Raw genomic sequence first — 26,145 nt, 5'->3', positions numbered from 1 at the left:
CCGTGGCACAAGTATTTCTGAGTCTGGGCAGCAATATCGACCGCGAACGCCATATCCGCGCGGGGCTGGACGCGCTCGCAGCCCAATTCGGCGAATTGCAGATTTCCCGCGTCTTCGAGAGCGAGGCGGTGGGTTTCGAAGGCGACAACTTCTACAACCTGGTGGTCGGAGTACACACAGATTTGCCAGTGGGGCAGCTGGCGCTGCGCCTGCGCGAAATCGAGGACGCCAACGGCCGCCTGCGCAGCGGCCCAAAGTTCAGCGCGCGCACCCTGGACATCGATATCCTCACCTACGATGACCTGAGCGGCACCGTCGACGGCGTCAAACTGCCCCGCGCCGAAATCGAGAAAAACGCCTTTGTACTGCAGCCGCTGGCGGAGCTGGCGCCGGACGTCGTGCATCCACTGACCGGCAAAACCTTTGCGCGGATGTGGGCGGAGTACGACAAGTCGAAGCAGAAACTCTGGCCGGTGGAATTTATCTGGCCGTAGCCTCGTCTTTTCTCCCCTCTCCCATTTATGGGAGAGGGGCCGGGGGAGAGGGCCAGGCCGGGCCCCATTTTCTGTAGGAGCGGCCGTTGGCCGCGATCGATATTTCAGGTTTGCTCCAAGCCTGATCGCGGCCATGGGCCGCTCCTACAGGGACTATTGAGCTTCGTAGCTCCCGGCCTGCGCCAGCAGCCGGACAAGATCCAGCGATTTGCCTATCTCGCCGCGCATGGCGGCCACTATGCCGTGCATCGCCAACAGCCGCCGGTCGATGGCCTCTCCTTCTTGTTGTTGCATTTGCTGCAGCTTTTCTCCCGCCGTTGCCCTTCCCCGTTGTTCATAGGCCAGCAGTATTTCCACGGTATTTTCCGCTGGCGTGATTGCGCGCGGAACCGGCTTGTAGCCCAGCGCCGTCACCATCGCCTCCGCCACGGGCCAGGTGGACCAGGGATTCTGTCCCGTCAGCAACTGGCCGTCGATACTGACCTGCTTCAGGTAGGCCGGCCCCGGCTCGAAAATCGCACCGCTGTTGCGCAGCCGGTCTTCCAGCAAATAGGGAAATATTTCCCGCGCATCGGGAATTAGGAACAGCTCCTCTTCATTGGTGAAGCCCGTCACCCGACGGTTGGACACCAGCGATTCGCCGTTTTCCAGCGTGACATTGGCCAGCGCCGCCGGCCCGTGACACACGGCGCCGATCACCTTGCCGTCCCGGTATAGCTCGCGCACCAGGCGCTGGATCGCCGGGTTGTCGGGAAAATCGAACATGGCACCCTTGCCGCCGACAAAGAACACGGCCCGGTAATTTTCTTCGGCTACCTGATCTACCGGGATGCTGTTGTGCAGCTTCTCCTGTGCCTGTGGATCGTTGAGAAAGGCGTAGTCGAAGGGACCCATATCGTCGTTGTCGATAACGACTGGCGGCAGGCCGCCCTCGGGGCTGGCGATATCCACGTCAAAACCGTTGGCGACAAACACATAGTAGGGCCGGGCCAGTTCGGTCAGTTCGTAGCCGGTGGACTTTCCAGTGCTACCCAGGGTGCCGGTGCTGGTGACCACCGCGAGTATTCTGCCCCGGCTTTCCGCCGGCCTCTGCCGCAGGTAATCCAGGTCGGCGGGGACGGTTTGCGCCAGTGCGTGGTGATCCTGCGGCGGTGGGATCAGGCTCTTTAACCAGAACCCGGTTGCCAGCAACAATAAAAGAAAAGAGGAAAATATAAACAGCAGTTTTTTACCCATGGTGCAGTTCTCCTGATTGACAGGAGAACCTTACAAACCACCGGGTAAAATTCCGGTGAAGGATGGATACCTTCAAGCCGCAGCCGGATAGACAGCGCAGGTGAACAGCTTTTCATCGCACTTGGTGGACAAGTCCCAGCCCAGTGCATCGGCTATTCTTTTGACCAGGTAAAGGCCCTGGCCCATGCCGTCGTTCTGTTCACTTTTTTCTCCCGGGAGCAGGGAGGTATCCGTATCGAAGGGCTCGCCAATCGGGTTCTCGAAAACCAGGGCAGACCCATCTTCCCGGATGTGCAATTGCGGCCGGGACGCGTGTCGGACGGCGTTGTTGAGCAGGTTGTCGATCAGCAGGGTCGCCAAGTGGCTATTGCCGGCAATCGGGTAGCTGTCCGGTATCTCCAGCCGCACCTGGAACCGCCTTTCCGGAACTCTACGGTGCAGGGCGAGTATGCGGTTTTCCAGCAGTGGGCGGAGGTCGAATGGCCTCTGTTCGACGGACTCGGCGCGCGCCAGTGCGAGCAGCGCAGAGATGGTGTTCTCCATGGCTTCTACGGTAGTGCGCAGCTCTTTCGTCTCCTGTGGTGACAGGTTTCGCAGGTGGGAGAGCGCCAGGGTGTTTTTGACAATGGTGATCGCGGTGCGCAATTCGTGGCTGACGTCTCGGGTAAATTCGGATTCGCGCCGCAGTGCGAGTTTCAGTTGATTGAATGATCTTTCCAGGGTCCTGGCCAAAAAACCGATCTCATCCCCTGCGGAACAGGAAGGTAGAGACAGTGGCGTGTCGGCGTACTGCTGGTTTTTGACTTCCCTGGCGAGTGCGATCACCGGTCGGATGGTTCTGGATGACAGCCGGTAGGCCATCCAGATCGCCAGCGCCGAGGTCGCCAGCAGCGCGGCAACCAATAGCCATAGCAGCTCGCCGGACTGGCGGGAAACCGTCAACAGCCGGCCGACCTCCGCGGCGAGTATCGGCGAGGTATCGCCGTTCAGATTCAGCTTGCGCAAGTGGAAGTGCCGCACGCCGTCGCTGAACCACTCGGCTTTTGTCGCGCCTTCGGGCAGTGCCGCGAGGACATCGGCCGGGGGCGGGTTGCTCTCGGAATAGAGCTCGATATAAGGAAGCCGCGGCGGGGGAATTTTTCCGCTGGCCCGAAACCGCTGTTCGATATAGTGGGCCTCATCGGCTAGCAGGTTGTCCAACACCTGGTCCTCGATGATATAGGCCACCAGCACGCAGATGCCGGTGTAGACGAGGCAGAGCAGCAGGGTGAAAGCGCCGAAGGTGGCAAACACGCGCCGCTGGATGCTGCGGTCAATTTTCACCGGCTGTTTCCAGTTGGTAGCCCACATTGGTGATGGTTTTAAGCATGGGTGTGGCGAAGGGTTTGTCCAGGGACTGGCGCAGGCTGTAGATATGGGATTTCAGCGCATCGGTTTCCGGCGGATTGTCCCCCCAGAGCTGGTGCGTGATGGCCGAGCGGCTCACCGCTTCCGGGTAGGCGCGGGCGAGGATGATCAGTATGCGGAAGCCGGTGGCAGTGAGTTTCAGCGGCCGTCCGGCCCTGTGTGCAAACTGTTCGCGGTGGCGAATGGTCAGTTCGCCGATACAGATCCGGTTGCTCCGATGCAACTGGTTTCTGCGCGCCAGGGCGCGGCAGCGCAGCGCCAGTTCCCGGGGGTCGAACGGTTTGGTGAGGTAGTCATCGGCGCCGGTATTAAAGCCCTGTGCCTTGTCCGCAAAGGCGTCCCGCGCGGTGAGCATCAGCACCGGTATGTTCACCTGGGCTCCCTCCCTGATCTGCCGGCAGACATCCAGGCCGTCGATATCCGGCAGGTTGAGATCGAGGATGACCAGGTCGTAGATCTGTTCCAGTGCGAGTCCGATGCCCAGGCGCCCATTGTGGGCGAAGTCCAGTTGCCAGCCGTGCGCCTGGAGGAATTCGCCGACCTGGCGGGCGATGGTGGGGTTGTCTTCGATCAGTAGTATTTTGAGGGGAATCACCGGCGCGCTTCTTTATTTGTCATCTGCTCGCCGGGTCATTGTGACAAGGTGCGGGTGAAATTGAAGTGAAATCTGTAGCGGCCGCGGGGTAAATCTGAAGGCGCGATCGCGGCCATGGACAGATTTTTGCTCCTGCAAAATCTGCATTTCCGCCATCCCTGGCGGTCGCCGCTCCTACAGGGCAGCCATTTCTTCTTCGGGGTTTTTAAGCCTGCTCAGCAGCTCCAGGTGCTTTTGCAGGGCGGGTTTGTGCCGGGCGATTTCCTGCGGAGTGAGGCCCTTGAGCTCATGGGGAAACACCAGCCACTCGTCGGTGCGGTGCAGGTAGTAGTCGGGCTTGCGCCCGGTCTGGTTGCGGCCGGGTTTGTAGTAGGGGCAGGCCACACGGATATCCGGGGTGTTTTTCTTGCAGGCGTTCCGCAGGTCGCTGATCGCCTGTTGGATGCTCAGGCCGGTGTCGTAGACGTCGTCGACGATCAGCAGCGATTCGTGGGACTGCACCCGCTTGATCAGGTAGGTGAGGCCGTGCACCCGGACCTCTTTGCGCCGCTGGTCGATGCCGTGGTAGGAGGAGGTGCGGATGGCAATATGGTCGGCGTGCATGCCCAGGTAGTCGAACATCTCCTGCACCGCGATGCCCACCGGCGCGCCGCCGCGCCAGACGCCGACGATATAGTCGGGTCGGAAGCCGCTCTCGAATACCTGCAGGGCCAGGCCGTAGGAGTCTTCCAGCAGGGTCTGGGCGTCGATAAAGGTTTTGCTGTTCACTCCGCTTGCTCCCGCTTCAAATATTGAGGCTGCGGCCGCCGTCCACCGCGATGACCTGGCCGCTGATATAGGGCGCCTCGCTCACCAGGAAACGCAGGGTGCGGACTATATTCTTCTCACCGCCGGTGCGGGCCAGGGGAATGCGCGAGAGTATCCGCGCCCTGGCCGCGTCGTCCACCCTTTCCTGCTCCGGCCACAGAATCGCGCCGGGGGCGATGGCATTCACCCGCACCCGCGGTGCCAGTTCCAGCGCGAGGCTTTTGGTCAGCATCACCAGACCGGCTTTGGCGGCACAGTAGAGGGTGTGGCGGGGCATGGGACGCTCGGCATGGATGTCCGCCATATTGACGATGCAGCCGTTGTCCCGGGCCAGTGTCTCTGCCAGGGCCTGTGAGAGAAAGAAGGGCGCCTTCAGGTTGCTCCCGATCATCTGGTCCCACTGTTCCTCGTTCGCATCGCCGATCGGTGTCGGGTGGAAGGCGGAGGCGTTGTTGACCAGGGTATCCACTCCGCCCCAGAGGTCCACCGCTTCCGCGGCCAGCCGCTCGCAGTCGCCGGCGCCGGCCAGTTTGCTGTGCAGGGCCGCTGCGGAGTCGGGGCGAATCCCGTTGAGTTCGTCCACCAGCCCCCGCGCCGTCGCGGCGGAGTGACGGTAGTGCACTATCACCCGGTGATCCCGGTGCAGCTCGCGGGCCATGGCGCGGCCGAGGCGGGCGGCGGCTCCGGTGACAAGGGCGTTACGCATCGTAGGTTTTCCTCAGCCGGGTGAGGGCGGCGATGCGCTCCCGGTCCAGGGCTTTGCCCAGTTCGGCGCCCTCGAAGCCCTGCGCCATCAGCGCCTCCGCGGAAACTGCCGCGGCGGCCTCGCGCACCGCGCGCAGGTAGTCCACCTGCGGGTAGTCCCGCTCCCGCAGCCCTGTGCGCCCGCGGGCGTCGGCTTCGCAGGAGAGCAGGAACTGCTCGAAACGTTCCGGTCGTCGGAAGGCGTCCAGGGCCCGCAGGATCTTGAGCAGGGTTTTCGGGCGCAGTTCGAAGGCCTTGTGGCAGTGCAGGTGGTATTCGCACACGCCCAGGGCCAGGGCGGTGAGGTGCCGGGGGACGCGCAGCCGCCGGCACACATCCCGCACCAGCGGCAGGCCGGCCTGTTCATGGCCGCGGTGGCTGGGCAGTATTTCCTTCGGGGTCACCCCCTTGCCCAGGTCGTGTACCAGCACCGCGAAGCGCACAGGCAGCTGCGGTGGAGCCGCGCGCAGGGCCAGGAGTACATGTTCACCGGTGTCGATTTCCGGGTGGTGCTGTGGCGGCTGGGGCACGCCGAACAGGCGGTCCACCTCCGGCAGCAGGATTGCCAGTGCGCCACAGTCCCGCAGCACGCGGATGAATACGTCCGGGTCGGGCTCGGTGAGGGCGCGGCTCACTTCCTTCCATACCCGCTCCGCCACCAGGTGCTGGACTTCCCCTGCATCCACCATGCGCCGCATCAGCGTCATAGTGTCGTCGGCGATGGTAAAGCCCAGGTGGTGGTAGCGGGCGGCAAAGCGGGCCACGCGCAGGATGCGCAAGGGGTCTTCGGCGAAGGCGGGGGAGACGTGGCGCAGCAGGCGTGCCTCCAGGTCGGCGCGGCCGCCGTAGGGGTCGATCAGTTCGCCGTCCTCGCCCTCCGCCATGGCGTTGATGGTGAGGTCGCGGCGCAGCAGGTCCTGCTCCAGGGTGACGTCCGCCGCGGCGTGCACGGCGAAGCCGCCGTAGCCGTGGCCGCTCTTGCGCTCGGTGCGTGCCAGGGCGTATTCCTCGCCGGTGTCAGGGTGCAGGAATACCGGGAAGTCGCGGCCGACCGGAGTAAAGCCCAGGTTGCGCATCTGCTCTTCGTCGGCACCCACCACGACCCAGTCGCGCTCCTGTACCGGGCGCCCGAGCAGTTTGTCGCGCACTGCGCCGCCCACCAGGTAGACCTTCATGTTGCAGTTCCGCGGGAGGGAGTGGTTTGCCGGGTAGCGCTGTGAACTGCCATAGATTCGCTGGTACTGGCGCCCCAGAGGGGCGAAGGGAGGGAATTGGAAGAATCCGGCAAGATAAAAAAAAGGCCCCGAAATTGCAAGGGGGCCCAGGGTCTTAGGGTAATCGCTAGGGGAATATCCACTCGCCGTTCAATATAGGCTATTCTATTTAACCTGTCATAACTGTCAACTCTATCTTTCGAGGTTTTTTTGAGGGGCTTGGCTTTCTGTTCGTCACACAAATAGCAAGGCCGAGCTAAAGTCTGGTTTTGCAGTATTGAGCAGCATAATTTATAAGGTTTGTGCGGAATAACAGAATTTTTTGTGACAAAGTGCCGGTTTTGGTCATTTGCACAAAAAAATACTATCGCAATGACTTATTTAGCAATCGCAGGATGTTTGGGGGAGAAATAATAAGATGAACGAACTGCACGTGCTCACCACTGGAGAGGCGGCCAGATACTGCGGGGTGAACTTTCGCACCGTAATCCGCTGGATCGAGCGGGGCCAGTTGAAGGCCTACAAACTGCCTGGGCGCGGCGACCACCGTATCTGTGTCGAGGACTTTGTCGGCTTTCTGCGCGACAACGCCATGCCGGTACCGAACGAACTGGCCGCCGCCAGTCGCAAGGTGCTGATTCTGGCTAGCGATCCGGAGCTGACCGCCGCCGGGCGCCAGGCGTTGCAACAGGCGGGCTGTGATGTGGATGTCGCCGGTGACATCTTTGTGGCCGGCACCCTGATGGCCGGCTGCAAGCCGGCGCTTCTGGTGCTGGACGCCGGACTGGTGGGGACGGACGGCTTTCGCATACTGGACCACCTGCGCTCGCGCAGCGAGTACTCCACGGTGCGCGTACTGGTGATAACCCCGGCGGGGGAGTCGGACAGGCAGCGCTGGCTCGATGCCGGTGCCGATGCGCTGGTGGCGCACCCGGGGGAACGCAGCGAGTTGGCGGCCAAGGCCAAGTTGTTGCTGGAGGTGTAATCAGTCCATCAGTGACCAATGGCCAATAGCCGGTTCTCCGCTTTTGGTCATTAGTCAAATCGGCTTAGGTACCAGCATCGATTCCTCTTCCCCTTCCATTCTGTCGCGCCCCAGCTCCGGGCAGTGGTGACTGGCGGTGATTTCGTCCCCGTGCAGGCTGTGCAGGTGGACGTCGAACCCCCACAGCCGGTGCAGGTGGCGCAGTACTTCGCCGGTGTCCTTGCCCATGGGGCGGCGGCGGTGCTGGGTGTGGTGCAGGGTCATTGAGCGGTCCCCGCGGGTATCCACGGAGAACACCTGGATATTCGGCTCGCGGTTGCCCAGGTTGTACTGCCCCGCAAGATTGGCCCGCAGCTGGCGATAGCCGTCTTCGTCGTGGATGGCGTTGACCACGATTTCGTTTTCGCGGTCGTCGTCGCTGATGCAGAAGAGTTTCATGTCGCGCATCACCTTGGGAGAGAGAAACTGCAGGATAAAGCTCTCGTCCTTGAAGTCGCGCATGGCGAATTGCAGTGTTTCCTTCCAGTTGCTGCCGGCGATGTCCGGAAACCACTCGCGGTCCTCTTCGGTGGGGTTTTCGCAGATGCGTCTCAGGTCAGTGAAAATACTGAACCCCAGGGTGTAGGGGTTGATGCCGTTGTAATAGGGGCTGTCAAAGGGCGGCTGGTAGATCACACTGGTGTGACTCTGCAGGAATTCCATCATGAAACCTTCGGTCACCCGGCCGCGCTTGTACAGTTCGCTCAGCAGGGTGTAGTGCCAGAAGGTGGCCCAGCCTTCGTTCATCACCTGGGTCTGCCGCTGCGGGTAAAAATACTGTGCCAGTTTGCGCACGATACGCACCAGTTCCCGCTGCCAGTTTTCCAGTAGCGGTGCATGCTTTTCCACGAAATAGAGAATATTCTCCTGGGGTTCCTCGGGGAAGCGCTGCTGTTCCTTTTCCTCTTCCGCACCACCGAGGTTGGGGATGGTGCGCCACAGATCGTTGAGCTGGCGCTGGCGATATTCCTCCCGTTCTTTCTGTCGACGCTCCTCTTCTATCGCGGAAATGGGATAGGGGCGCTTGTAGCGGTCCACGCCGTAATTCATCAGCGCGTGGCAGGAATCGAGGATTGCTTCCACCTCGTCCACTCCGTGGCGTTCCTCGCAGCGGGCGATGTAGTTTTTGGCAAAGATCAGGTAGTCGATGATGCTGCTGGCATCGGTCCAGCTGCGGAACAGGTAGTTGCCCTTGAAAAAGGAGTTGTGGCCGTAACTGGCGTGGGCGATCACCAGCGCCTGCATGGTCATGGTGTTCTCTTCCATGAGGTAGGCGATGCAGGGGTTGGAATTGATCACTATTTCGTAGGCCAGACCCATGAGCCCGCGCTGGTAGTTGTTTTCCACGCTGATAAATTGCTTGCCGAAGGACCAGTGGTTGTAGCCCACGGGCATGCCCACCGAGGAGTAGGCGTCCATCATTTGCTCGGAACAGATCACTTCGATCTGGTTGGGGTAGGTGTCCAACCCGAACTCTTCCGCCAGCGCGGAGATTTCCCGATCGTATTCCTGAATCAGTTCGAAGGTCCACTCGGAGCTGGTGGAGATGGGCCGGCGCTCGGTGGGTTCTGAGGTGGTGAAGGTATCGAGCATCAGGCGGCCACCTTCTGGCTGAACAGTTGGCGAAATACGGGGTAGATGTCCTGCACGTCGACAATCTGTTCCATGGCGAAGTGATCGGGGAACACCGCCCGCACGCTCTCGTATTCCTCCCACAGTGCCTGGTGGTCCCGCGGGGTGATTTCCACATAGGAGTAGTACTGCACCTGGGGCATGATGTCGTCGATCAGTATCTTGTGACAGGTGCTGGAGTCGTCGTTCCAGTTGTCGCCGTCGGAGGCCTGGGCGCCGTAGATATTCCACTCGCTGGCGGGGTAGCGCTCGCGCATGATGCGGCGCATTAATTTGAGTGCGCTGGAGACAATGGTGCCACCGGTTTCCCGGGAGTAGAAAAATTCCTCTTCATCCACTTCCTTGGCGCTGGTGTGGTGGCGGATAAACACAACTTCGGTGTACTCGTAGCTGCGTTGTAAAAACAGGTACAGCAGCAGGAAAAAGCGCTTGGCCATATCCTTGGTGGCCTGGTTCATGGAGCCGGAAACGTCCATGAGGCAAAACATGACGGCGCGCGAGCGGGGTTTTGGCTGGCGTACCAACAGGTTGTACTTGAGGTCGAAGTCATCGAGAAAGGGTACCCGGCCGATGCGTGCGTGCAGTTCTTCGATCTTGCAGTTCAACTGGTCGATTATACGCTGGTCGCGCAGGGTGGGGTCCTTGCTTTCCTCCAGCGCGAGTTCCTTTTCCAACTCGCGGATACTGCGCCGCTTGCTGCCGGTTAGCGCGATGCGCCGGGCGTTGGCGGCGCGCATGGAGCGCACCACATTGAGTCTGCCGGGGGTACCCTCGTTGCTGATGCCGGCGCGTACCACCTGGAAGGATTCGTTGCCGGCCAGGCGGCGCTTGATCATGTTGGGCAGGCGCAAGCCTTCGAACATGAAATCGAGGAATTCTTCCTGGGATATCTGGAAGACAAATTCATCCATTCCCTCGCCGCTGTCGCTGGCGCCGCTGCCGTTGCCTCCCCCGCCGCCTTGTTGTCCCTGGCGGGGAATACGGTCGCCGGCGATGAATTCCCGGTTGCCGGGTAGCACCCGCTCCACATGACCGCCGGGGCCGTGGGTGAATACCGGCTCGTTGATATCGCGGGTGGGAATGCTGATGCGCTCCCCCTTGTCCATATCGGTAATGGAGCGGCTGTTCATCGCCTCTCCTACAGCTTTCTTGATATGGGCCTTGTAGCGGCGCAGAAACCGCTGCCGGTTGACAGTGCTTTTCTTCTTGCCGTTGAGGCGGCGGTCGATGATATAGCTCATATTACTGCCTCGCGATCTGAATGGTACTCGGCCTGCGTAGTGGCGGCCCTGCTGCCGGGCAGCATTTTGCGAGACACGCCGTGAATACATCCCTGTAGGCTTGTCGGCGAGGTCCCTCTCGCCGACAGTCTCGCAAAATGCTGCCCGACATCAGGACCTTCACATCACGGTTCGAATTCAATCAAGCACCATTACCGTCGGACCGCTCCGTTACATTACTGCGACTTGCGCACTCTCAGATACCACTCAGAAAGCAACCGCACCTGCTTCTCGGTATAGCCCCTCTCCACCATCCGCGCGACAAAATCCGCGTGCTTTTTCTTGTCGTCGGCGGAGGCCTTGGTGTTGAAGGAGATTACCGGCAGCAGGTCCTCGGTGTTGGAGAACATCTTCTTCTCGATCACCGCGCGTAATTTCTCGTAGGAGCGCCAGTCCGGGTTCTTGCCCTGGTTGTTGGCGCGCGCGCGCAGTACGAAGTTGACGATCTCGTTGCGGAAGTCCTTGGGGTTGGAAATGCCGGCGGGCTTTTCGGTCTTTTCCAGTTCTTCGTTCAGGGCGCCGCGGTCGAGAATTTCGCCGGTTTCCGGGTCGCGGTATTCCTGGTCCTGGATCCAGAAGTCTGCGTAGGTGACATAGCGGTCGAACAGGTTCTGGCCGTACTCCGCATAGGATTCCAGATAGGCGGTCTGGATTTCCTTGCCGATAAACTCCACGTAGCGTGGCGCCATGTATTCCTTGATGAATCCCAGGTAATTTTCCTGCACTTCCGGGGGAAACTGCTCCTGCTCTATCTGTTGCTCCAGGACGTAGAGGAGGTGCACCGGATTGGCGGCGACTTCGGTGGCGTCGAAGTTGAATACTTTGGACAGGATTTTGAACGCGAAGCGGGTGGACAGGCCATTCATGCCCTCGTCTACACCGGCGTTGTCGCGATATTCCTGGATGGTTTTGGCCTTGGGATCTGTGTCCTTGAGGTTTTCGCCGTCGTAGATGCGCATTTTGGAGTAGATGCTGGAGTTCTCCGGATTTTTGATCCGCGACAGTACCGAGAACTGCCCCAGCATACGCAGGGTGTCCGGCGCGCAGGGCGCCTTGGACAACGAGCTGTTTTCCAGCAGTTTTTGGTAGATTCGGATCTCTTCCTGCACCCGTACACAGTAGGGCACCTTGACGATATAGATACGGTCGAGGAAAGCCTCGTTGTTGCGGTTGTTGCGGAAGGTCTGCCACTCGGATTCGTTGGAGTGCGCCAGGATGGTGCCATTGAAGGGGATGCAGCCCAGGCCCTCGGTGCTGTTGTAATTGCCCTCCTGGGTGGCGGTGAGCAGCGGGTGCAGCACCTTGATCGGCGCCTTGAACATCTCCACGAATTCCATCAGCCCCTGGTTGGAGCGACACAGGCTGCCGGAGAAACTGTAGGCATCCGGATCGTTCTGCGGAAAATCCTCCAGCTTGCGGATATCCACCTTGCCTACCAGCGAGGAGATATCCTGGTTGTTCTCATCCCCTGGCTCAGTCTTGGAAATGGCCACTTGGTCGAGTATCGATGGGTGAACTTTCACTACCCGGAACTGGCTGATGTCCCCCTGGTATTCGTGCAGGCGTTTTACCGCCCAGGGAGACATGATGGTGTTGACGTAACGCCGGGGAATACCGTAGTCCTCTTCCAGGATCTGGCCGTCCTCATTGGGGGAGAAGAGGCCCAGGGGGGATTCGAATACCGGCGAACCCTTGATGGCGTAGATGGGAATTTTCTCCATCAGCGCTTTCAACCGCTCGGCCAGGGAGGATTTTCCGCCGCCCACCGGCCCCAGCAGGTAGAGGATCTGCTTCTTTTCCTCCAGCCCTTGGGCGGCGTGGCGGAAGAAGGAGACGATCTGTTCTATCGCCTCCTCCATGCCGTAGAATTCGCTGAAAGCTTCGTAGCGTCGAATCACTTTGTTGGAAAAGATGCGAGACAGGCGCGGGTCGCGGGAGGTGTCCACCAGTTCCGCCTCGCCGATTGCCATCAGCATACGCTCTGCGGGCGAGGCGTAAGCGCTGCGGTCGGTTTTGCACAGCTCCAGGTACTCCTGGATACTGAGCTCCTCTTCCTGAATGGATTCGTACCTTTCCAGGTAGTGGTTGAAAATCGTCATGACGGTAAACTCCCTGTCGCGTGTTCGGCAGCTCACGGCGTCCATTCCCGGAGCGCCATCTGCACAACTGCACTTATGAATCTCGCCGAGGCCTCTGGCCAGGCTGCAGTGCCAGCTTCCCGTGCTGGCGTCTCGACCGGGCTCCGGAGACCGGACTCCCGTAATACTGGAGGGCGCTCGCGCGCGGGAAACTCTATCTTTATCGCCGGCGGCGTGCCGCCGCCGTTCCATGCCCGGGAAAAAACTGGGTTTCCTCCCGTCTATTGAGCATAGCTTTCCTGTCGCCTATGGCGTCCAATAGTGGTTGAATTTCGTGGCAGTTTTGCGCTCTACTTGACACCCTCGAAAAGCGCCATGGGTTTATAGGGAGTAGCTATGACAGTCCTGGTTACCGGCGGTGCCGGCTATATAGGCAGCCATACCTGCGTCGAATTGCTGGCTGCCGGGCAACAGCCTGTGGTGGTGGACAACCTGGTCAACAGCAGCGAGGAGTCGCTGCGGCGGGTGGAGGCGATCGCTGGGCGCGATGTGCCTTTCCATCGCGCGGATATCTGCGATGCCGACGGATTGCGCAATATTTTTCGCAAGCACTCCATCGACGCGGTAATTCATTTCGCCGGTCTCAAGGCGGTGGGGGAATCCGTTTCCCAGCCGCTCCGTTATTACCGGAACAATGTGGCCGGTACCCTGGCCCTGTGTCAGGTGATGGAGGAATTCGGCGTGCGCCGGCTGATTTTCAGCTCCTCCGCCACTGTCTACGGTGACCCGGCCAGCGTGCCCATCCGCGAGGACTTCCCCACCGGCGCCACCAACCCTTACGGAGCGAGCAAACTGGCGGTAGAGAATATCCTGCGGGACCTGTGCGCGGCGCCGGACAGCTCCTGGAAGGTGAGCCTGTTGCGCTATTTCAATCCCATCGGCGCCCACGCCAGTGGCACTATCGGCGAGGACCCGCGGGGCATCCCCAACAACCTGCTGCCCTACGTGGCCCAGGTGGCGGTGGGTCGGCTGCCCCGACTGCAGGTGTTTGGCGACGACTACCGCACCGTCGACGGCACGGGCGTGCGCGACTATATCCACGTGGTGGACCTGGCCCGCGGACACCTGGCGGCGCTGGAGAAGCTGCGCCGGGGGGAGACTGCCGACGGCTGTTACACCTACAACCTGGGTACCGGTCGCGGCAGTTCAGTGCTGGAAATCGTGCGTGCCTTCGAGACGGCCAGCAGCCGCGAGATTCCCTACCAGATCGCCCCGCGCCGCCCTGGCGACATCGCGGAATGCTACGCCGATCCAACGCTGGCGGAGCGCGAACTGGGCTGGAAAGCCGAATACGATCTGGCGCGCATGGTGGAGGACACCTGGCGCTGGCAGTCACAAAACCCTAATGGTTACGTTGACTCTTAAGTTCAGATTAATTCGTCCTGAATTAATCTGAATACACCGAGTGCGGCACATGTGTTAGTCCCATCCCTGGGACTAACCCTTCGGGGCAGTCAGAGACTGCCTAAATTCGCTCCCGGCGAATTTATCCGCACTCGGCTTCCGCGGTCTGCGCCCGCGCTGGCACCTCCCTGTGCCAGCCATAATAACCCTGTAATGCAGGGTTAATATGAGCGTCACAAACTGCCGCAAGAATGATCCTCGAAAGACGATTTCGAGGGGGCTAGTGTGAACGTAACCATCTTTGGCGTGGGCTATGTGGGCCTGGTCACCGGTGCCTGCCTGGCGCAGGTGGGCAATCGGGTGACCTGTGTCGACATCGATGCGACCCGTATCGACGACCTGTGCAACGGCCGCTGTCCCATCTTCGAGCCGGGCCTGCCCGAGCTGTTGCGCGAAGGTATGCAGAACGGGCGGCTGCAGTTCACCACCGACAGCGCCGCGGCGCTGGAAAAAGCCGAACTGGTGATGATCGCCGTGGGTACGCCGCCGGACGAGGATGGCAGTGCCGATGTGCGCCACGTGCTGGCGGTGGCCCGCACATTGGGGCGCCAGCTGCGGCATACGGTGACCGTTGCGGTGAAATCCACCGTGCCGGTGGGCAGTTGCGATCGGGTGGTGGCGGTGATTCGCGAGGAACTGGACAAGCGCGGAGCGAACTTCCCCGTGGAGGTGGCCTCCAATCCGGAATTCCTCAAGGAAGGGGCGGCGCTCAAGGATTTCAACAAGCCGGACCGCATCGTGGTGGGCAGCGACAGCTCGCAGGCACAACGCCAGTTTCGCACTCTCTATGCGCCCTTCAATCGCAATCGCGACCGGCTGATGTTTATGTCGGTGCGCTCTGCGGAACTCACCAAGTATGCGGCCAATGCCCTGCTCGCCACCCGCATCAGCTTTATCAACGAGATTGCCAATATCGCCGAACATATGGGGGCGGATATCGAGGAGGTGCGCCAGGGCATAGGCTCGGACCCGCGCATCGGCCACCATTTTATCTACCCCGGCTGCGGATACGGCGGCTCCTGTTTTCCCAAGGATGTACGCGCCCTGGCCGCCGCCGCCCGCAACAGCGGCTACCGGGCGGGGCTGCTGGCTGAAGTGGAAAACGTCAACCAGCGGCAGAAGCGCACGCTGTTCCACAAGCTGGAGGAGCTGTTCGACGGCGATCTGCGCGGCAGAACCATTGCTATCTGGGGGCTGGCGTTCAAGCCGGAGACCGACGATATGCGCGAGGCGCCCTCACGGGAACTGATGGAACAGCTGTGGCGTGCGGGCGCGAGGGTGCGCGCTTACGACCCGGTGGCCATGGAGCAGTGCCGGCGTATCTATGGGGAAAGGGAGCCGTTGGTTCTCTGCGACAGCGCGGAGAAAGCCGCGGACGGAGCCGATGCGCTGGCCATCTGCACCGAGTGGCGCTGCTTCTGGGCGCCGGATTTCGCCGAACTCAAAGAATGCCTGCGGCGACCGCTGATCGTCGATGGCCGCAACCTGTTCCAGCCGGACTATATGCGCGACCAGGGTTTTTCCTATCACGGTATCGGTCGCGGCGAGTCCCTCGCGAGGCGTGAATTGCCCCGGAGGGAAGCACTTTCCGCGGTTTAACAAAATGGCAGGACTGCCATTTTGCGCAGCCGAAGGCTGCCCGTAGGGTGAGGGCCAGGGACGGCCCCAATAAAAAAACGGCCGTTTCCGGCCGCAGAGCGAGCGAAAAAAATTTACTGAATCTGGCTGATTTTCTGCGCCAGGGCCGGATCATTCATTACCGCTTGGGCTATCTCATTGTATTTCTCGCGGGAGAGGCCGGCGGCTTCCACGGTGGCGACCATCTTTACATTGGCTTCCTCCTGCAGCTTCTGGGTCTCCTGCGGGTCCTGGGTATTCTGCAGTTGGGCGGATATTTCCGCGCGAATGGCATCCACACTCTGACGCGCCTGGACGAAGGATTTCAGCTCTATATCGCTGAAGCTGGCCGCCGTGGCCGCGGGCTGCGCATAGTCCTGCGCGCCGGCGGTTGGATCGGGCTGCTGGGCCTGGACGGCGAGGCTCGATGCCAGCAGCAGAAGGGCGATCAGTTGGCCAGAGCGAAAGCTAATCCATTTGTGCATTGGTTGTACTCCTGAACGATTTTGTAGAATGATGATGTCCATCACTGATACCAACAGGAGCCATTGCCGCTCAGTTCCAAAAAATGTCCGTTTTCATAAAATTTTCCCGATTTGGGAACCCGCAACCTCTATGCGTTGTTGGCAATGCGCGCTGAGCCTCTGCGGTGATCTGCGCGACAGTGCGCTTCCAGCTGTTAAAAAAAAGCGGCCGTTTCCGGCCGCAGAGCGAGCGGAATAAAATTTACTGGATCTGGCTGATTTTCTCGGCCAGGGCCGGGTCACTCAGTGCGGCGCGTGAAATTTCGTTGTAGCGCTCCCGCGTCAGCCCGGCGTTCTCTACCGCGGCGATCATCTGCATATCCGCCTCTTTCTGCACCCGCTGTACTTCCTCGGGGTCCTGCAGGCTGCTCAATTTACTCGCGAGCTGCATCCGTACCTCATCCACCTTCTCACGCGCTTCCGCGAATGACTGCAGTTCGATGTCGGTAAAGCTGGCAGCGGTGCCCGAAGGCTGGGCGGCGGTGCCCGCGGAGTAGGGTTGTGTCTGGTCGCTTGCTCCGCTGTCAGTCTGGGCGGTTAGGCTTGCCGGCAGTAGCAGAAGAGTGGCGAGTGCGCTGCTGAGGGTGATTGTCCTGTTAATCATCGGTGTTGCTCCTGACTTTGTTTGCATGACGGCGAATAGTTGTGTCACCACTCATACAAACAGCACCCAATACCGGCGGGTTCCCTGGTGGTCGTCTGTTTGTTCAACTCGGAAAACTCCGCCTGCCGGTGGAACTTTCTCGCCCCCACCGCTGTTATTTAAATTGAGTGAAAATAACGCGCATAACGGTCAACCATGAGTTTTGAACAAAAAGTCTGCGATCAGATTCCCCATCTGCGCCGTTATGCGCGCAGCCTGTGTGGCGATGTCACCGAAGCGGAAGACCTTTTGCAGGATTGCCTGGAGAGGGCGCTGCGCAAGGGGCATCTCTGGCGCACCAGCGGCGCCATACGCTCCTGGCTGTTCCGGCTGCTCTACAATATCTACCTCAATCAGCGCGTATCCGCGCGGGCGAGACGCGAATCCACGGCCCCCGACGCGGGGGCCGCGTTGACCGTCGATCCGCGCCAGGAGTCCCACGTGCAATATTGTGATGCGGTGGCGGCGATCGATATCCTGCCACCGGAGCAGCGCGCCGCGCTGATGTTGATAGTGCTGGAAGGCCCCAGTTACAAGGAGGCAGCGCAAATCCTGGGTATCAATATCGGGACTTTGCGCTCGCGGGTGTCGCGGGCGCGGGAAACCCTGCGCCGGCACTGTGAACGGGACGTGGATAGAGCGGAAGATGCCCACCTGAGGAGGGTCAAATGATGATACGTCGAGAAAAGCAGCGCAGTGTGACCCGGGAGGATCTGAGTGCATTTGCCGACGGACAGTTGTCGCGGGGGCACAGTGCCCGGGTGGCCGCTCACCTGCGCGCGAATCCGGAGGACGCGGATCGCGTACACGCCTACTGGAAACGGGAGGCAGAGCTTTACCGCACTTTCACTTCCGCCCGCGAGCAGGCGGTGGAATCTTTTGCCCTTCCGGGCGAGAGGCGATTTCCACTCTATGTCGGAGTGGCGGCCGCGCTGCTGGTGCTGGCAATCAGTGTGCCCTGGCTTTGGCGGGACGGCAGTGGGCAACTGCCTGTAACCGCGGGGATGGGAGCGGCGGGAGTGCAGCCGGGAGGGGAGGTCGCGCCCGCTTACGCCGGCCTGGAGCTGCAGCCGCAAGTTGATGAGAGCTTTGCCCTGAACGGGAACACACTGGAGTATCATTTTACCGCCGCGGATGGTACCAGCCTGACATTCTATGAGACCGACTTACACGGCAACGCTGCCAATACTGTTCCGCCGGGTGGCATCGCGATGGTGGAATGGCTGGATGGTGGCAGGCACTACGCGCTGACCGGGCCGGAAAACGATGCGCGGCTGATCGCTATGGCCGTTCTCCTGCGCCGGCAACTGACTGTACCGGCGGCTGTCACTTCCAGCGCCAGCGCTCTCCCCGAGGCTCCCGCTGCCGATCCGGCGCTGCAACCGATGCAGGAGGAAATTTTGCCCGCCGGGGTCAGCAGAATGTAATTTATTCCACCCCTGGCCAGCGTAACAGCAGGGAACCGCTGTCCCGATCCTCTATCAGCTCTGAACCCAGCCGGCGGCATTCGCGTTTCAGGGTGCGGTGCAGCCACTCCCGCTGCTCCGCCGAAACCCGCCGCAGGCGAAAGCGATACATTTCAAACGGAATCAGTTCCAGGCGCCGCAGCGCGCCGCTGTCCCGGTCCAGGTCGACGCAGTAGAGCAGGCGCAGTTGTGACCGGTATTCCTCGTGGCCGCCGATGCCTTCGTAGTCGTTGATAAGGTCCCCGCAGCCGTAGAGCACAGCGCGTTCGCGGTAGATCTCGTTGCCCTGGGGATGGTGGGAGGAGTGCCCGAAAACCAGGTCCACTCCCGTGTGGTCGATCAATGCGTGAGCAAAGTCGCGCTGGGCCTGAGCAATCCGGTAGCCCCAGTTACCGCCCCAGTGGATGGACATCACAGTGAGGTCCCCCGGGCGGCGATAACAGTCCACCTCGTCGGCCAGCTGTTGTGCGCTCTTCTCCGACAGATCCTGCAGGACATTGACGCCGGGTTTGTCCGCCCGCGCCCTCCACTCGTCGGGGACGCCGCTGCTGGGGTGCCCGAAGGCGAACAACAGCACTCTGCGGCTGTTATGGGAGAGCACCGCGGGGGCGCCCGCCGCAATTGAATTTTCCCCGGCGCCGGCGGTTTCTATATCCGCGTTGCGCAATGTCGCAACCGTCTCCGCCAGCCCCTCGTAACCCCAGTCCAGCACGTGGTTGTTGGCCAGGCCGCAGGCGTCGATGCGGGCCGCCTCCAGGCAGGAGACATTGTCCGGGTGCATGCGGTAGTTGATACCCTTGCCCGGCCAGTAATCCTCGCTGCGAGTGACTGCGGTTTCCAGGTTGATGATTCTGAAATCAGGGGCACGGGCGTCCATTGCCGCCAGTGCATCGCCCCAGAGGTAGGCGGGTTCAGCCGGTTGGGGGATCGGGCCGCTGTGCTGTTCGGCGAGCGCTACATAGCCCTGCGCCGAGCGCATATAGGGCTCGTAGATCTGCGCTGGGGAAGGGTGCGGCAGTATCTGGTCCACACCGCGGCCGGTCATCACGTCGCCGGCCAGGATCAGACGCACCGTCTCTTCGCTCATGGCTTTATCCTCCAGCAGGATTGGCTCCCTGGGAGCGCCGAGCTCCAGCTCGGCTTGCGGGCCCTAGGCCCGCTATCGCAGCCAGCGGCCGCTCCTACAGGGGACATCCGCCGCCGGTTGGTGGATGCGCTGACGCTTATCTACCCTACAATCCTGCCCTGGTCCCGATCAAAGGGTACAGTCGCTGCAGAAAAATTTCTCGCTGCCCAGGCGCATGGCGGTGAGATAGCCGCCCCAGACACAGCCGGTATCCAATGCATAGACATTTTGGGTATCGGCGCGGCCTTCGAGGGCGGCCCAGTGGCCGAAGATGATTTTATCCTTTCGGGTCTTGCGCTCGGGGAAGCTGAACCAGGGTTTGAATTCGCCGTGGGCCGCCTGGGGACCGCGCTTGGTGACCAGGTCGAGGGTGCCGTCGGCCTTGCAGAAGCGCATACGGGTGAAATAGTTGGTGATGGAGCGCAGCCGCTCGATGCCGATCAGGTGGTCGCTCCAGCAGTGAGGTTCGTTGCCGTACATGCCGTAAAAGTAGGCCTTGGCCATGGCGTCGTCGGCGAGGGCCCGGTGTACTTCGCGGGAAAGTTCCAGGGCTTTGCTGACGCTCCAGATGGGCGGAATGCCCGCGTGCACCATGGTATAGCCCTTTTTGTGCACCGCCAGCGGCAGGCCCTGCAGCCAGCCGAGCAGTTTGTCGGCATCCTTGGCGAGCAGTATTTTTGCCAGGTCGTGCTCCTTGTCATTCAGGCGCTTGGCGCCGTGGGCCAGGGCCAGCAGGTGCAGGTCGTGGTTACCGAGTACCGCGGTGACCTGGCTGCGGTGTTCGTAGAGAAAACGAAGGGTGCCCAGGCTGTCCGGGCCGCGGTGCACCATATCGCCGGCGAGCCACAGTTTGTCGCGGTCCGGGCGAAATTGGATTTTTTTCAACAGTTGCTGCAGCGGCTCCAGGCAGCCCTGGATATCGCCGATGGCGTAGGTGGCCAAGATCAGTCCTTAGTCAATGTCTCGCAGTAATCCGCCAGTTGTACAAATTCCTGTACGCTCAGAGTTTCGGGCCGGCGCCCCGCATCCACCGGCAGTTGTGCCGGGTCCAGTTCAGGATACAGAGGTTTCAGCGCATTGCGCAGGGTTTTACGGCGCTGCTGGAAAGCCACGTTGACGATGCGCTCCAGCAGTTGCTCGTCTTTTGCCGGGTGGGGCGGCGCGGCGTGAGGCACCAGACGCACGATTGCGGATTCCACCTTCGGTGCCGGGCGGAAGGATTGCGGCGGCACCGGAAAGAGCCCCTGTACGCGGCAGTGGTACTGCACCATTACACTGAGGCGGCCATAGGATTTGCTGCCGGGGGTGGCACTGAGTCTATCCACCACTTCCTTTTGCAGCATAAAGTGCATGTCCTGCACCGCACCCCGGAAACTGAGCAGGTGAAACAGCAGCGGTGTGGAGATGTTGTAGGGCAGGTTGCCGACGATACGCAGGGGACGGCCGCCGGCCCTGATATCTCCGGCAAGTGTGCCGAAATCGAATTTGAGCGCATCCTGCTCGATGATGTTGAATTCCGGGTAGTCGCGAAACTTGAACTTCAGCATCGGGATCAGGTCCCGGTCCAATTCCACCGCGGTAAGCGAAGGGCAGCGCTGGAGCAGCAGCCGGGTAATTGCGCCCTGGCCGGGGCCGATTTCCACCAGGTTGTCGCTCTCCTTGGGGGCGATGGCGCGGACGATGCGCTCGATAATATTTTCGTCCACCAGGAAATTCTGGCCGAAGCGCTTGCGCGCTTTGTGTTGGAAAAAGTTGTCCATAGAGAAATCTGTGATTTAAAGGTGGCGCAGTTCGGCCAGTTGGATCGCCTGTGCCAGTGCGGCTTGCAGGCTGCCGCAGTGGGCGGTGCCCAGGCCGGCGATATCCAGTGCGGTGCCGTGGTCCACTGAGGTGCGGATAAACGGGAGGCCCAGGGTGATATTCACCGCGTGCCCAAACCCTTTGAATTTTAACACCGGCAACCCCTGGTCGTGGTACATGGCCAGCACCGCGTCGCAGCGGGCGAGCTGCGGTGGGGTGAACAGGGTATCCGCGGGCAGGGGACCGGTCAGTTGCATGCCCAGGGCGCGCAGTTTGTCCAGCGCCGGCGAGATGATATCGATTTCCTCGCGCCCCAGGTGGCCGCCCTCGCCGGCGTGGGGGTTGAGCCCGCAGACACCGATACGCGGTTGCTCGATACGGAACTGGTCGCGCAGCCCGCGATGCAGGATGGTGAGAACCTGTTCCAGTGACTCGCCGCTGATCGCCGCGCTGACGTCCCGCAGCGGCAGGTGGGTGGTGGCCAGCGCCACGCGCAGTTCGTCGGCGGCGAGCATCATCACCACCCGCTCGACGCCGGCGAGTCCGGCGAAAAATTCCGTGTGGCCGCTGAACGGGATGCCGGCATCGTTGATCACCCCTTTGTGTACCGGACCGGTTACCAGGGCGTCGAAGCGCCGGGAGAGACAGCCCTCGGCGGCGGTGCGCAGGGTTTCCAGCACATAGGTGGCATTGGCGGTGTCCAGCCGGCCTGGCCGCGCCGGCCGCGGGATTGGCACCGGCTGGATATAAAGGCTCCCGGCTGGTGTGCTGGCGGCGGGCGCCTGCGGATCGAAGGGGAGCAGTTGGAGCGGCAGGCGCAGTTGGGCGGCAGCCTGTTCGAGCAGTTGAGGGGCGGCGATAGCGATTATCTGCGCGTGGCTGCCGGAGCCGGCGAGTTTGACGGCCAACTCCGGGCCTATGCCTGCGGGTTCACCGGGGGTGAGGGCGATTCTGGGTATCATGCCTGTGTCAGCTTTGGTCGCGGCCATGGCCCGGCCCGGGGCCGGTGTGCGGAGCTTCGGGATCAATAGCTCCGCGATCCGATGGGTTACTGCTGTCCGGAGTCCTCGGACTCTTCCTGCATATCCGGCAGCTTGATATCCACGAAGGCCTGGTCGCGGATCTCGCGGCGCCAGTTTTGCGCCTCTTCCTCATAGCGGCGGTTGCGCAGCAGGTTGGCGGCCTGGTTGCGGATGTACTGATCCGTCATGTCCTGTTTGCGGCGGCCGTCCACGCGCAGGATATGCCAGCCAAACTGGCTGCGGAACGGCATGCTCACTTCACCCACCGGGGTGTTGTCCATGGCCTGGGTGAACTCAGGGACAAACTGGCCGGGCGTGGACCAGCCCAGGTCGCCGCCCTGGAGCATGGTGCCGATATCTTCCGAATTCTCCCGCGCCAGCTTGCCGAAGTCCGCGCCGTCGAGAATCTTCTGGCGCAGTTCGACCAGCTTGTTGTAGGCGTCGTCGTCGCTGACGATGGCGGAGGTCTTGATCAGGATATGGCTCACCTTGGTCTGCTCCACCACTTGCTCGGTAGAGCCGCGCTGGGCGTGGATCTTCAGCAGGTGGAAACCGGCATCGCTGCGGAAAGGTTTGGTGACATCGCCCACTTCCAGCCCGTCCAGTGCGTCGGCGAACAGGGTGGGCAGTTCCACGGTTTTGCGCCAGCCCAGGTCGCCGCCGGAGAGAGCATTCTGGCCGGCGGAGTTGGCGATCGCCAGGCGGCGGAAATCGGCGCCCTCAGTGGCCTGCCGGGCCAGTTGTTCGGCTTTTTCGCGGGCCTCGGTCACTTCGTTGGCGGGCGCGCTGGAGTTGACCGGGATCAGGATGTGGCCCAGTTCGTACTGGGGGGATTTCCAGAACTCGCCCTCTTTGGAGCGCAGGAAGTTGTCGATGTCCTGGTCGGTGATCTGGATGCGGCGGTTGACACTGCCTTGTTCCACCCGGCGGATCAGCAGCTCCTGGCGGATCTGCTGGCGGAAGGCTTTCATGGACAGGCCGTCCGCCTCCAGGCTTTCGCGAAACTCTTCCGGGCTCGCGCCCATATTCTGTTGCACCCGGGCGATCGCCTGATCCAACTCCGCTTCGGACACGGTGACTCCGGCGCGGTTGGCCATCTGCAGCATCAGCCGCTCGACGATCAACTGCTCCAGCACCTGGCGGCGCAGGATATCCATCGGCGGCGCCTGTACCTGTTGCGCCTGAATCTGCGCGACGATGGTGCTGAGGCGCTGTTGCAACTCGCTGGCCATCACTACATCGTCGTCCACCACCGCGACCACGCGGTCGAGTGCCTGCACCTGGCCGTGGGCGGTGCCGGTGGTCAGTGTGAAGGTGGCCACCAGTGCCAGCAGGGCTCGTGCGGCCATAAACTTACTCGTTATTCTCATCACTGTTTCAGTACTTCTCTCTGGTCAAAGTTGGGGATGCCCTGGCTGAGCATACGGGTGACCGTGGTGCCCAGGCCGGCGAGGCCCTTCAGTTGTACTTCAAGATAGATCCCTTCGTCGTATTCCAGTTCTTCCGGGGTGACTACATCCGCCAGATCGTTGTCCAGCGTGCGGCGCCACACCAGGCGGGCGCGATAGCAGCAGCTGTCGTATTCGATACCGGCCAGGTACTCCAGTTCCCGATCAAAGGTTATATCGTAGTTGGCCCGTGCCAGTATGGAGGTATTGGTGTTGATTGGCACGACGGCGGAGGCGTCCGCCTGCTCGATTGGGCCCCGGAGCAACTGGCCGCTGCTGTCTTCAAACCTCTCGCGGCGCAGGTAGCGGTAGCCCAGGTTGAATAAGCGGAAGTCGTCGTCCAGGTAGCGCAGGCTGAAGTTGCCGCGGTTGAGGTCGCCCTCTGTGTCGTCGTAGATCAGTTCGCTGCCGATGCGCAGGTACTGGATGGGGCGGCTCTCCAGGCGCGCGGCGAATTCCGAGCGGGGCGCCGCATCCTCTATTATCTCAGCGCGATCGATGCGCGTGTCATTCGAATAGAAGATCTGCCCGACGCTGGCGGTGAGCAGGTCGCGGCCGCTCGAGGGATCTATCAGGCGGCTGGTCAGGCCGAAGGCCACCCGGTCGGCGTCGTCGATGCGGTCGTTGCCGGTAAAGCGGCTGTCGCGGAACAGCTGGTCGTAACTGAAGGTGAACAGCGAGGTATCGAACAACAGGTCGTTGCCGCCGTCAGAGGGGCTCTGGCTGACGTTGAAAAAATCCTTCTGGTCCGCGGTGGAGCTGACCAGGGTGAACAGGCGCGGCTCCAGGGTCTGCACATAATCGCGGCCGAAGGCGTTGCCATCGCGCTCGAAGAAAAGACCGGTATCCAGGGTAAACTGGCCGGCGGAGGCCTCCGGCGAGTTGCTGCTCTCCGGGTTGAGGAACTGGTCGTCCAGGCGGTAGGAGAGGTAGCGGGCCGCCAATCCCGGCTTGAAATAGCCCCACAGCCACTGCTTGTCCCAGTCCAGTTCGTAGTCCACGCGGAATCGTTCGCCGGTGACGAAGTTGCTGGTCCGCTCGGTGATGCTGTCCGGGTCCCCTGTGTCCCGGATAAACTGGATCGTCTGGGTGGGCTCGTGGTCCCAACTGACGACTTCGTGGTCCATCGCCAGCAGCCAGTCGCCCCACTGGTAGTCGCCGTCCACATCCAGGCGCGGCAGCTGGGCGTAGGTGTCGAACCTGTCCTTTTCCAGCAACTGGTAATCCTGCCCGCGCAGGGTCGCCTGCCAGTGCTCGCCGGTGAGGCTGCCCTGCACCCTCTGGTTGACCTGCCTTTCCGCGGAGACGCTCAGGTTGGCGGTATCCAGGTCGCGGAAGTAGTCCGGATCGCTCACTCTGGTGTAGTCGATATCGGTGCGCCAGGGGCCGCCGCTGCCGCCCTGCTGCTCGAAGTTGACCAGCCAGCGGTCCTCTCCTTTGGAGGGGTTGACCAAGTCTTCGGGGAAGCCCTCCTCGATCAGTTTGCGCTTATCCTCATCGTCGCCGCCCTTATCGTCCGGCAGACCGGCCATGCGCAGTTCGGTGTTGAACAGTGTGCTCAGGTGGCGCACTTCGAGTTCCGCCCCAGTGCCCCGGTGCTCGATATAGCGGGGCACTATGGTGGCGTCCATCTGCGGGGCGATGTTCCAGTAGTAGGGAACGGCGATATCCCAGCCGTTCTCGTCGCTGTTGCTGATGCTCGGGAACAGCAGCCCGGACAGCCGCGCGTCTCCCACCGGAAAGCGCAGGTAGGGGAAGTAAAATACCGGTACGTCGAGAATCTCCAGGCGCACGTCCCGCGCCACTCCTTGACGCTCCACATTGTCGATGGTGATCTCGCCGCCGCTGACGCGCCAGATTTCCTCGCCGGGCTCGCAGCGGGTATAGCTGCCCTCGGTCAGGGTCAACTCGCCGCTGGCCTCGCGGGCGGCGTGGCGGGCGGCGCCGTGAACGAAGTCGTCGTGGATCACGTAGGTGGCATCCTCGATCGCCGCCGCCTCGCTGTCGGTGTGCACCTCCGCCGCCACACCGCGCACAAGCAGGTTGGGCTCGCGCATCTCGATGGCGCCGCTCAGGTAGGCGGTGTTCTCGTTGCGGTTCACATCCACCCGGTCGGCGAACAACTGGCGGTAGCCCTGGGTGATATGCACGTTGCCGCGCAGCCGTGCGGTACCGTCGTCGAGCCACTCGGATTCGTCCGCAGTGGCGCGCAGCGGGGCCTCGTCCGGTAGCAGGTTCGCGTCGTGATAGTCGCGGGGCGGCGCCACGAAAGCGCCGGAGCAGACCGCCGGCATGGCCGCGCGCTGCTCAGGCGTCAGCTGCCAGCGGGGCAGCCAGTCGAGATAGAGGTAGGGGTTGTAGTCGCCCGCTGCGGGCGGCTCGGCTTCGGCGGCCTGCCCCCACAGCGGTTGTGCGGCTATCAGACCGATGGCGAGCGAGCGCGGGCGTGAAATTTGTGCAATCGCCAGTGTGAGACGACGCCACCGGGAAGCTTCCAGCATCAGGTGATATGTTCCGGCTATCT

Annotated in this window: 23 protein-coding genes; 6 read left to right on the top strand and 17 right to left on the bottom strand. The window is 61.6% G+C overall.

What is annotated here, in order from left to right:
- Positions 1-2: 2 nt before the first annotated feature.
- A complete protein-coding gene (folK, locus tag PP263_RS12945) occupies positions 3-494 on the top strand; it encodes a 2-amino-4-hydroxy-6-hydroxymethyldihydropteridine diphosphokinase (RefSeq protein WP_308363928.1) in 492 nt (163 codons plus the stop codon).
- A 153-nt stretch (positions 495-647) separates the two neighbouring features.
- Here the strand turns inward: folK and PP263_RS12940 are convergent, their stop codons facing one another.
- The 6 genes from PP263_RS12940 to PP263_RS12915 all read right to left on the bottom strand — a co-directional run bounded on the left by PP263_RS12940 (position 648) and on the right by PP263_RS12915 (position 6,458).
- Positions 648-1,730 (bottom strand): type 1 glutamine amidotransferase domain-containing protein, encoded by a 1,083-nt coding sequence (locus tag PP263_RS12940; RefSeq protein ID WP_308363927.1) that lies wholly within the window; start codon positions 1,728-1,730, stop codon positions 648-650.
- Positions 1,731-1,802: 72 nt separating this feature from the next.
- Positions 1,803-3,053, bottom strand: coding sequence for a HAMP domain-containing sensor histidine kinase (locus tag PP263_RS12935; protein WP_308363926.1), 1,251 nt, complete (start codon positions 3,051-3,053; stop codon positions 1,803-1,805).
- Entirely contained in the window at positions 3,043-3,732 is a 690-nt protein-coding gene (locus PP263_RS12930; RefSeq protein WP_308363924.1) for a response regulator transcription factor, read from the bottom strand. Before PP263_RS12930 ends, PP263_RS12935 begins: the two co-directional genes overlap by 11 nt.
- Positions 3,733-3,906: 174 nt before the next feature.
- Positions 3,907-4,500, bottom strand: a complete 594-nt coding sequence (locus PP263_RS12925) for a phosphoribosyltransferase family protein (RefSeq protein ID WP_308363923.1) — start codon at positions 4,498-4,500, stop codon at positions 3,907-3,909.
- A gap of 16 nt (positions 4,501-4,516) precedes the next feature.
- Entirely contained in the window at positions 4,517-5,245 is a 729-nt protein-coding gene (locus PP263_RS12920) for a pteridine reductase (protein ID WP_308363922.1), read from the bottom strand.
- Entirely contained in the window at positions 5,238-6,458 is a 1,221-nt protein-coding gene (locus tag PP263_RS12915) for a multifunctional CCA addition/repair protein (RefSeq protein ID WP_308363920.1), read from the bottom strand. Before PP263_RS12915 ends, PP263_RS12920 begins: the two co-directional genes overlap by 8 nt.
- 457 nt (positions 6,459-6,915) lie before the next feature.
- Here PP263_RS12915 and PP263_RS12910 point away from each other — a divergent pair, with 457 nt between their 5' ends.
- Positions 6,916-7,482 carry a response regulator gene (locus PP263_RS12910; protein ID WP_308363918.1) on the top strand — a complete coding sequence of 189 codons (567 nt, stop codon included), beginning with the start codon at positions 6,916-6,918 and terminating at the stop codon, positions 7,480-7,482.
- Positions 7,483-7,536: 54 nt separating this feature from the next.
- On the opposite strand, the gene PP263_RS12905 is transcribed toward PP263_RS12910, so the two are convergent.
- The 3 genes from PP263_RS12905 to PP263_RS12895 form a co-directional block, all read right to left on the bottom strand.
- The gene (locus PP263_RS12905) at positions 7,537-9,114 is read right to left on the bottom strand and encodes a SpoVR family protein (RefSeq protein WP_308363916.1); all 1,578 of its coding nucleotides are present in this window, start codon (positions 9,112-9,114) and stop codon (positions 7,537-7,539) included.
- Complete coding sequence (locus tag PP263_RS12900) at positions 9,114-10,394, bottom strand: YeaH/YhbH family protein (protein ID WP_308363915.1); 1,281 nt, start codon at positions 10,392-10,394, stop codon at positions 9,114-9,116. Before PP263_RS12900 ends, PP263_RS12905 begins: the two co-directional genes overlap by 1 nt.
- Before the next feature lie 215 nt (positions 10,395-10,609).
- On the bottom strand, positions 10,610-12,532 hold the full coding sequence (locus PP263_RS12895) for a PrkA family serine protein kinase (protein ID WP_308363914.1): 1,923 nt from the start codon (positions 12,530-12,532) through the stop codon (positions 10,610-10,612).
- Between the two features lie 375 nt (positions 12,533-12,907).
- On the opposite strand from PP263_RS12895, the gene galE reads away from it, so the two are divergent.
- Both galE and PP263_RS12885 read left to right on the top strand, forming a co-directional pair.
- Positions 12,908-13,936, top strand: a complete 1,029-nt coding sequence (gene galE, locus PP263_RS12890) for a UDP-glucose 4-epimerase GalE (RefSeq protein WP_308363912.1) — start codon at positions 12,908-12,910, stop codon at positions 13,934-13,936.
- Between the two features lie 264 nt (positions 13,937-14,200).
- Positions 14,201-15,574 carry a UDP-glucose/GDP-mannose dehydrogenase family protein gene (locus tag PP263_RS12885; protein WP_308363911.1) on the top strand — a complete coding sequence of 458 codons (1,374 nt, stop codon included), beginning with the start codon at positions 14,201-14,203 and terminating at the stop codon, positions 15,572-15,574.
- A 113-nt stretch (positions 15,575-15,687) separates the two neighbouring features.
- Here PP263_RS12885 and PP263_RS12880 read toward each other — a convergent pair whose 3' ends face one another.
- Both PP263_RS12880 and PP263_RS12875 read right to left on the bottom strand, forming a co-directional pair.
- Positions 15,688-16,077: a DUF4168 domain-containing protein gene (locus PP263_RS12880; protein WP_308363910.1), complete on the bottom strand. Its 390-nt coding sequence runs from the start codon at positions 16,075-16,077 to the stop codon at positions 15,688-15,690.
- A gap of 241 nt (positions 16,078-16,318) precedes the next feature.
- A complete protein-coding gene (locus PP263_RS12875; RefSeq protein WP_308363909.1) occupies positions 16,319-16,720 on the bottom strand; it encodes a DUF4168 domain-containing protein in 402 nt (133 codons plus the stop codon).
- Between the two features lie 195 nt (positions 16,721-16,915).
- On the opposite strand from PP263_RS12875, the gene PP263_RS12870 reads away from it, so the two are divergent.
- Positions 16,916-17,431 carry a sigma-70 family RNA polymerase sigma factor gene (locus tag PP263_RS12870; protein WP_308363908.1) on the top strand — a complete coding sequence of 172 codons (516 nt, stop codon included), beginning with the start codon at positions 16,916-16,918 and terminating at the stop codon, positions 17,429-17,431.
- Positions 17,428-18,186 carry a hypothetical protein gene (locus PP263_RS12865; RefSeq protein ID WP_308363906.1) on the top strand — a complete coding sequence of 253 codons (759 nt, stop codon included), beginning with the start codon at positions 17,428-17,430 and terminating at the stop codon, positions 18,184-18,186. The genes PP263_RS12870 and PP263_RS12865 overlap by 4 nt, the downstream gene beginning before the upstream one ends.
- A gap of 1 nt (position 18,187) precedes the next feature.
- On the opposite strand, the gene PP263_RS12860 is transcribed toward PP263_RS12865, so the two are convergent.
- The 6 genes from PP263_RS12860 to PP263_RS12835 form a co-directional block, all read right to left on the bottom strand.
- Entirely contained in the window at positions 18,188-19,312 is a 1,125-nt protein-coding gene (locus PP263_RS12860) for a CapA family protein (protein WP_308363904.1), read from the bottom strand.
- A gap of 168 nt (positions 19,313-19,480) precedes the next feature.
- A complete protein-coding gene (locus PP263_RS12855; RefSeq protein ID WP_308363902.1) occupies positions 19,481-20,293 on the bottom strand; it encodes a symmetrical bis(5'-nucleosyl)-tetraphosphatase in 813 nt (270 codons plus the stop codon).
- 2 nt (positions 20,294-20,295) lie between these two features.
- Complete coding sequence (rsmA, locus tag PP263_RS12850) at positions 20,296-21,111, bottom strand: 16S rRNA (adenine(1518)-N(6)/adenine(1519)-N(6))-dimethyltransferase RsmA (protein ID WP_308363901.1); 816 nt, start codon at positions 21,109-21,111, stop codon at positions 20,296-20,298.
- A gap of 15 nt (positions 21,112-21,126) precedes the next feature.
- A complete protein-coding gene (pdxA, locus tag PP263_RS12845) occupies positions 21,127-22,113 on the bottom strand; it encodes a 4-hydroxythreonine-4-phosphate dehydrogenase PdxA (RefSeq protein WP_308363900.1) in 987 nt (328 codons plus the stop codon).
- Between the two features lie 86 nt (positions 22,114-22,199).
- Positions 22,200-23,543 carry a peptidylprolyl isomerase gene (locus tag PP263_RS12840; RefSeq protein WP_308363899.1) on the bottom strand — a complete coding sequence of 448 codons (1,344 nt, stop codon included), beginning with the start codon at positions 23,541-23,543 and terminating at the stop codon, positions 22,200-22,202.
- Positions 23,543-26,122 carry an LPS-assembly protein LptD gene (locus tag PP263_RS12835; RefSeq protein WP_308363898.1) on the bottom strand — a complete coding sequence of 860 codons (2,580 nt, stop codon included), beginning with the start codon at positions 26,120-26,122 and terminating at the stop codon, positions 23,543-23,545. Before PP263_RS12835 ends, PP263_RS12840 begins: the two co-directional genes overlap by 1 nt.
- Positions 26,123-26,145 lie beyond the last annotated feature (23 nt).

The organism is Microbulbifer sp. TB1203, from assembly GCF_030997045.1.
Taxonomy (GTDB): Bacteria; Pseudomonadota; Gammaproteobacteria; order Pseudomonadales; family Cellvibrionaceae; genus Microbulbifer.
Note: the sequence above shows the minus strand (reverse complement) of the source record. Positions and strands in the feature narration are given on the sequence as shown.

Coding starts and splice junctions, on each gene's coding strand:
- PP263_RS12940 (WP_308363927.1), bottom strand. CDS start 1,730: ATGGGTAAAAAACTGCTGTTTATATTTTCCTCTTTTCTTTTATTGTTG.
- PP263_RS12920 (WP_308363922.1), bottom strand. CDS start 5,245: ATGCGTAACGCCCTTGTCACCGGAGCCGCCGCCCGCCTCGGCCGCGCC.
- PP263_RS12915 (WP_308363920.1), bottom strand. CDS start 6,458: ATGAAGGTCTACCTGGTGGGCGGCGCAGTGCGCGACAAACTGCTCGGG.
- PP263_RS12910 (WP_308363918.1), top strand. CDS start 6,916: ATGAACGAACTGCACGTGCTCACCACTGGAGAGGCGGCCAGATACTGC.
- PP263_RS12905 (WP_308363916.1), bottom strand. CDS start 9,114: ATGCTCGATACCTTCACCACCTCAGAACCCACCGAGCGCCGGCCCATC.
- PP263_RS12900 (WP_308363915.1), bottom strand. CDS start 10,394: ATGAGCTATATCATCGACCGCCGCCTCAACGGCAAGAAGAAAAGCACT.
- PP263_RS12895 (WP_308363914.1), bottom strand. CDS start 12,532: ATGACGATTTTCAACCACTACCTGGAAAGGTACGAATCCATTCAGGAA.
- galE (WP_308363912.1), top strand. CDS start 12,908: ATGACAGTCCTGGTTACCGGCGGTGCCGGCTATATAGGCAGCCATACC.
- PP263_RS12880 (WP_308363910.1), bottom strand. CDS start 16,077: ATGCACAAATGGATTAGCTTTCGCTCTGGCCAACTGATCGCCCTTCTG.
- PP263_RS12875 (WP_308363909.1), bottom strand. CDS start 16,720: ATGATTAACAGGACAATCACCCTCAGCAGCGCACTCGCCACTCTTCTG.
- PP263_RS12870 (WP_308363908.1), top strand. CDS start 16,916: ATGAGTTTTGAACAAAAAGTCTGCGATCAGATTCCCCATCTGCGCCGT.
- PP263_RS12865 (WP_308363906.1), top strand. CDS start 17,428: ATGATGATACGTCGAGAAAAGCAGCGCAGTGTGACCCGGGAGGATCTG.
- PP263_RS12860 (WP_308363904.1), bottom strand. CDS start 19,312: ATGAGCGAAGAGACGGTGCGTCTGATCCTGGCCGGCGACGTGATGACC.
- rsmA (WP_308363901.1), bottom strand. CDS start 21,111: ATGGACAACTTTTTCCAACACAAAGCGCGCAAGCGCTTCGGCCAGAAT.
- pdxA (WP_308363900.1), bottom strand. CDS start 22,113: ATGATACCCAGAATCGCCCTCACCCCCGGTGAACCCGCAGGCATAGGC.
- PP263_RS12840 (WP_308363899.1), bottom strand. CDS start 23,543: ATGAGAATAACGAGTAAGTTTATGGCCGCACGAGCCCTGCTGGCACTG.
- PP263_RS12835 (WP_308363898.1), bottom strand. CDS start 26,122: ATGCTGGAAGCTTCCCGGTGGCGTCGTCTCACACTGGCGATTGCACAA.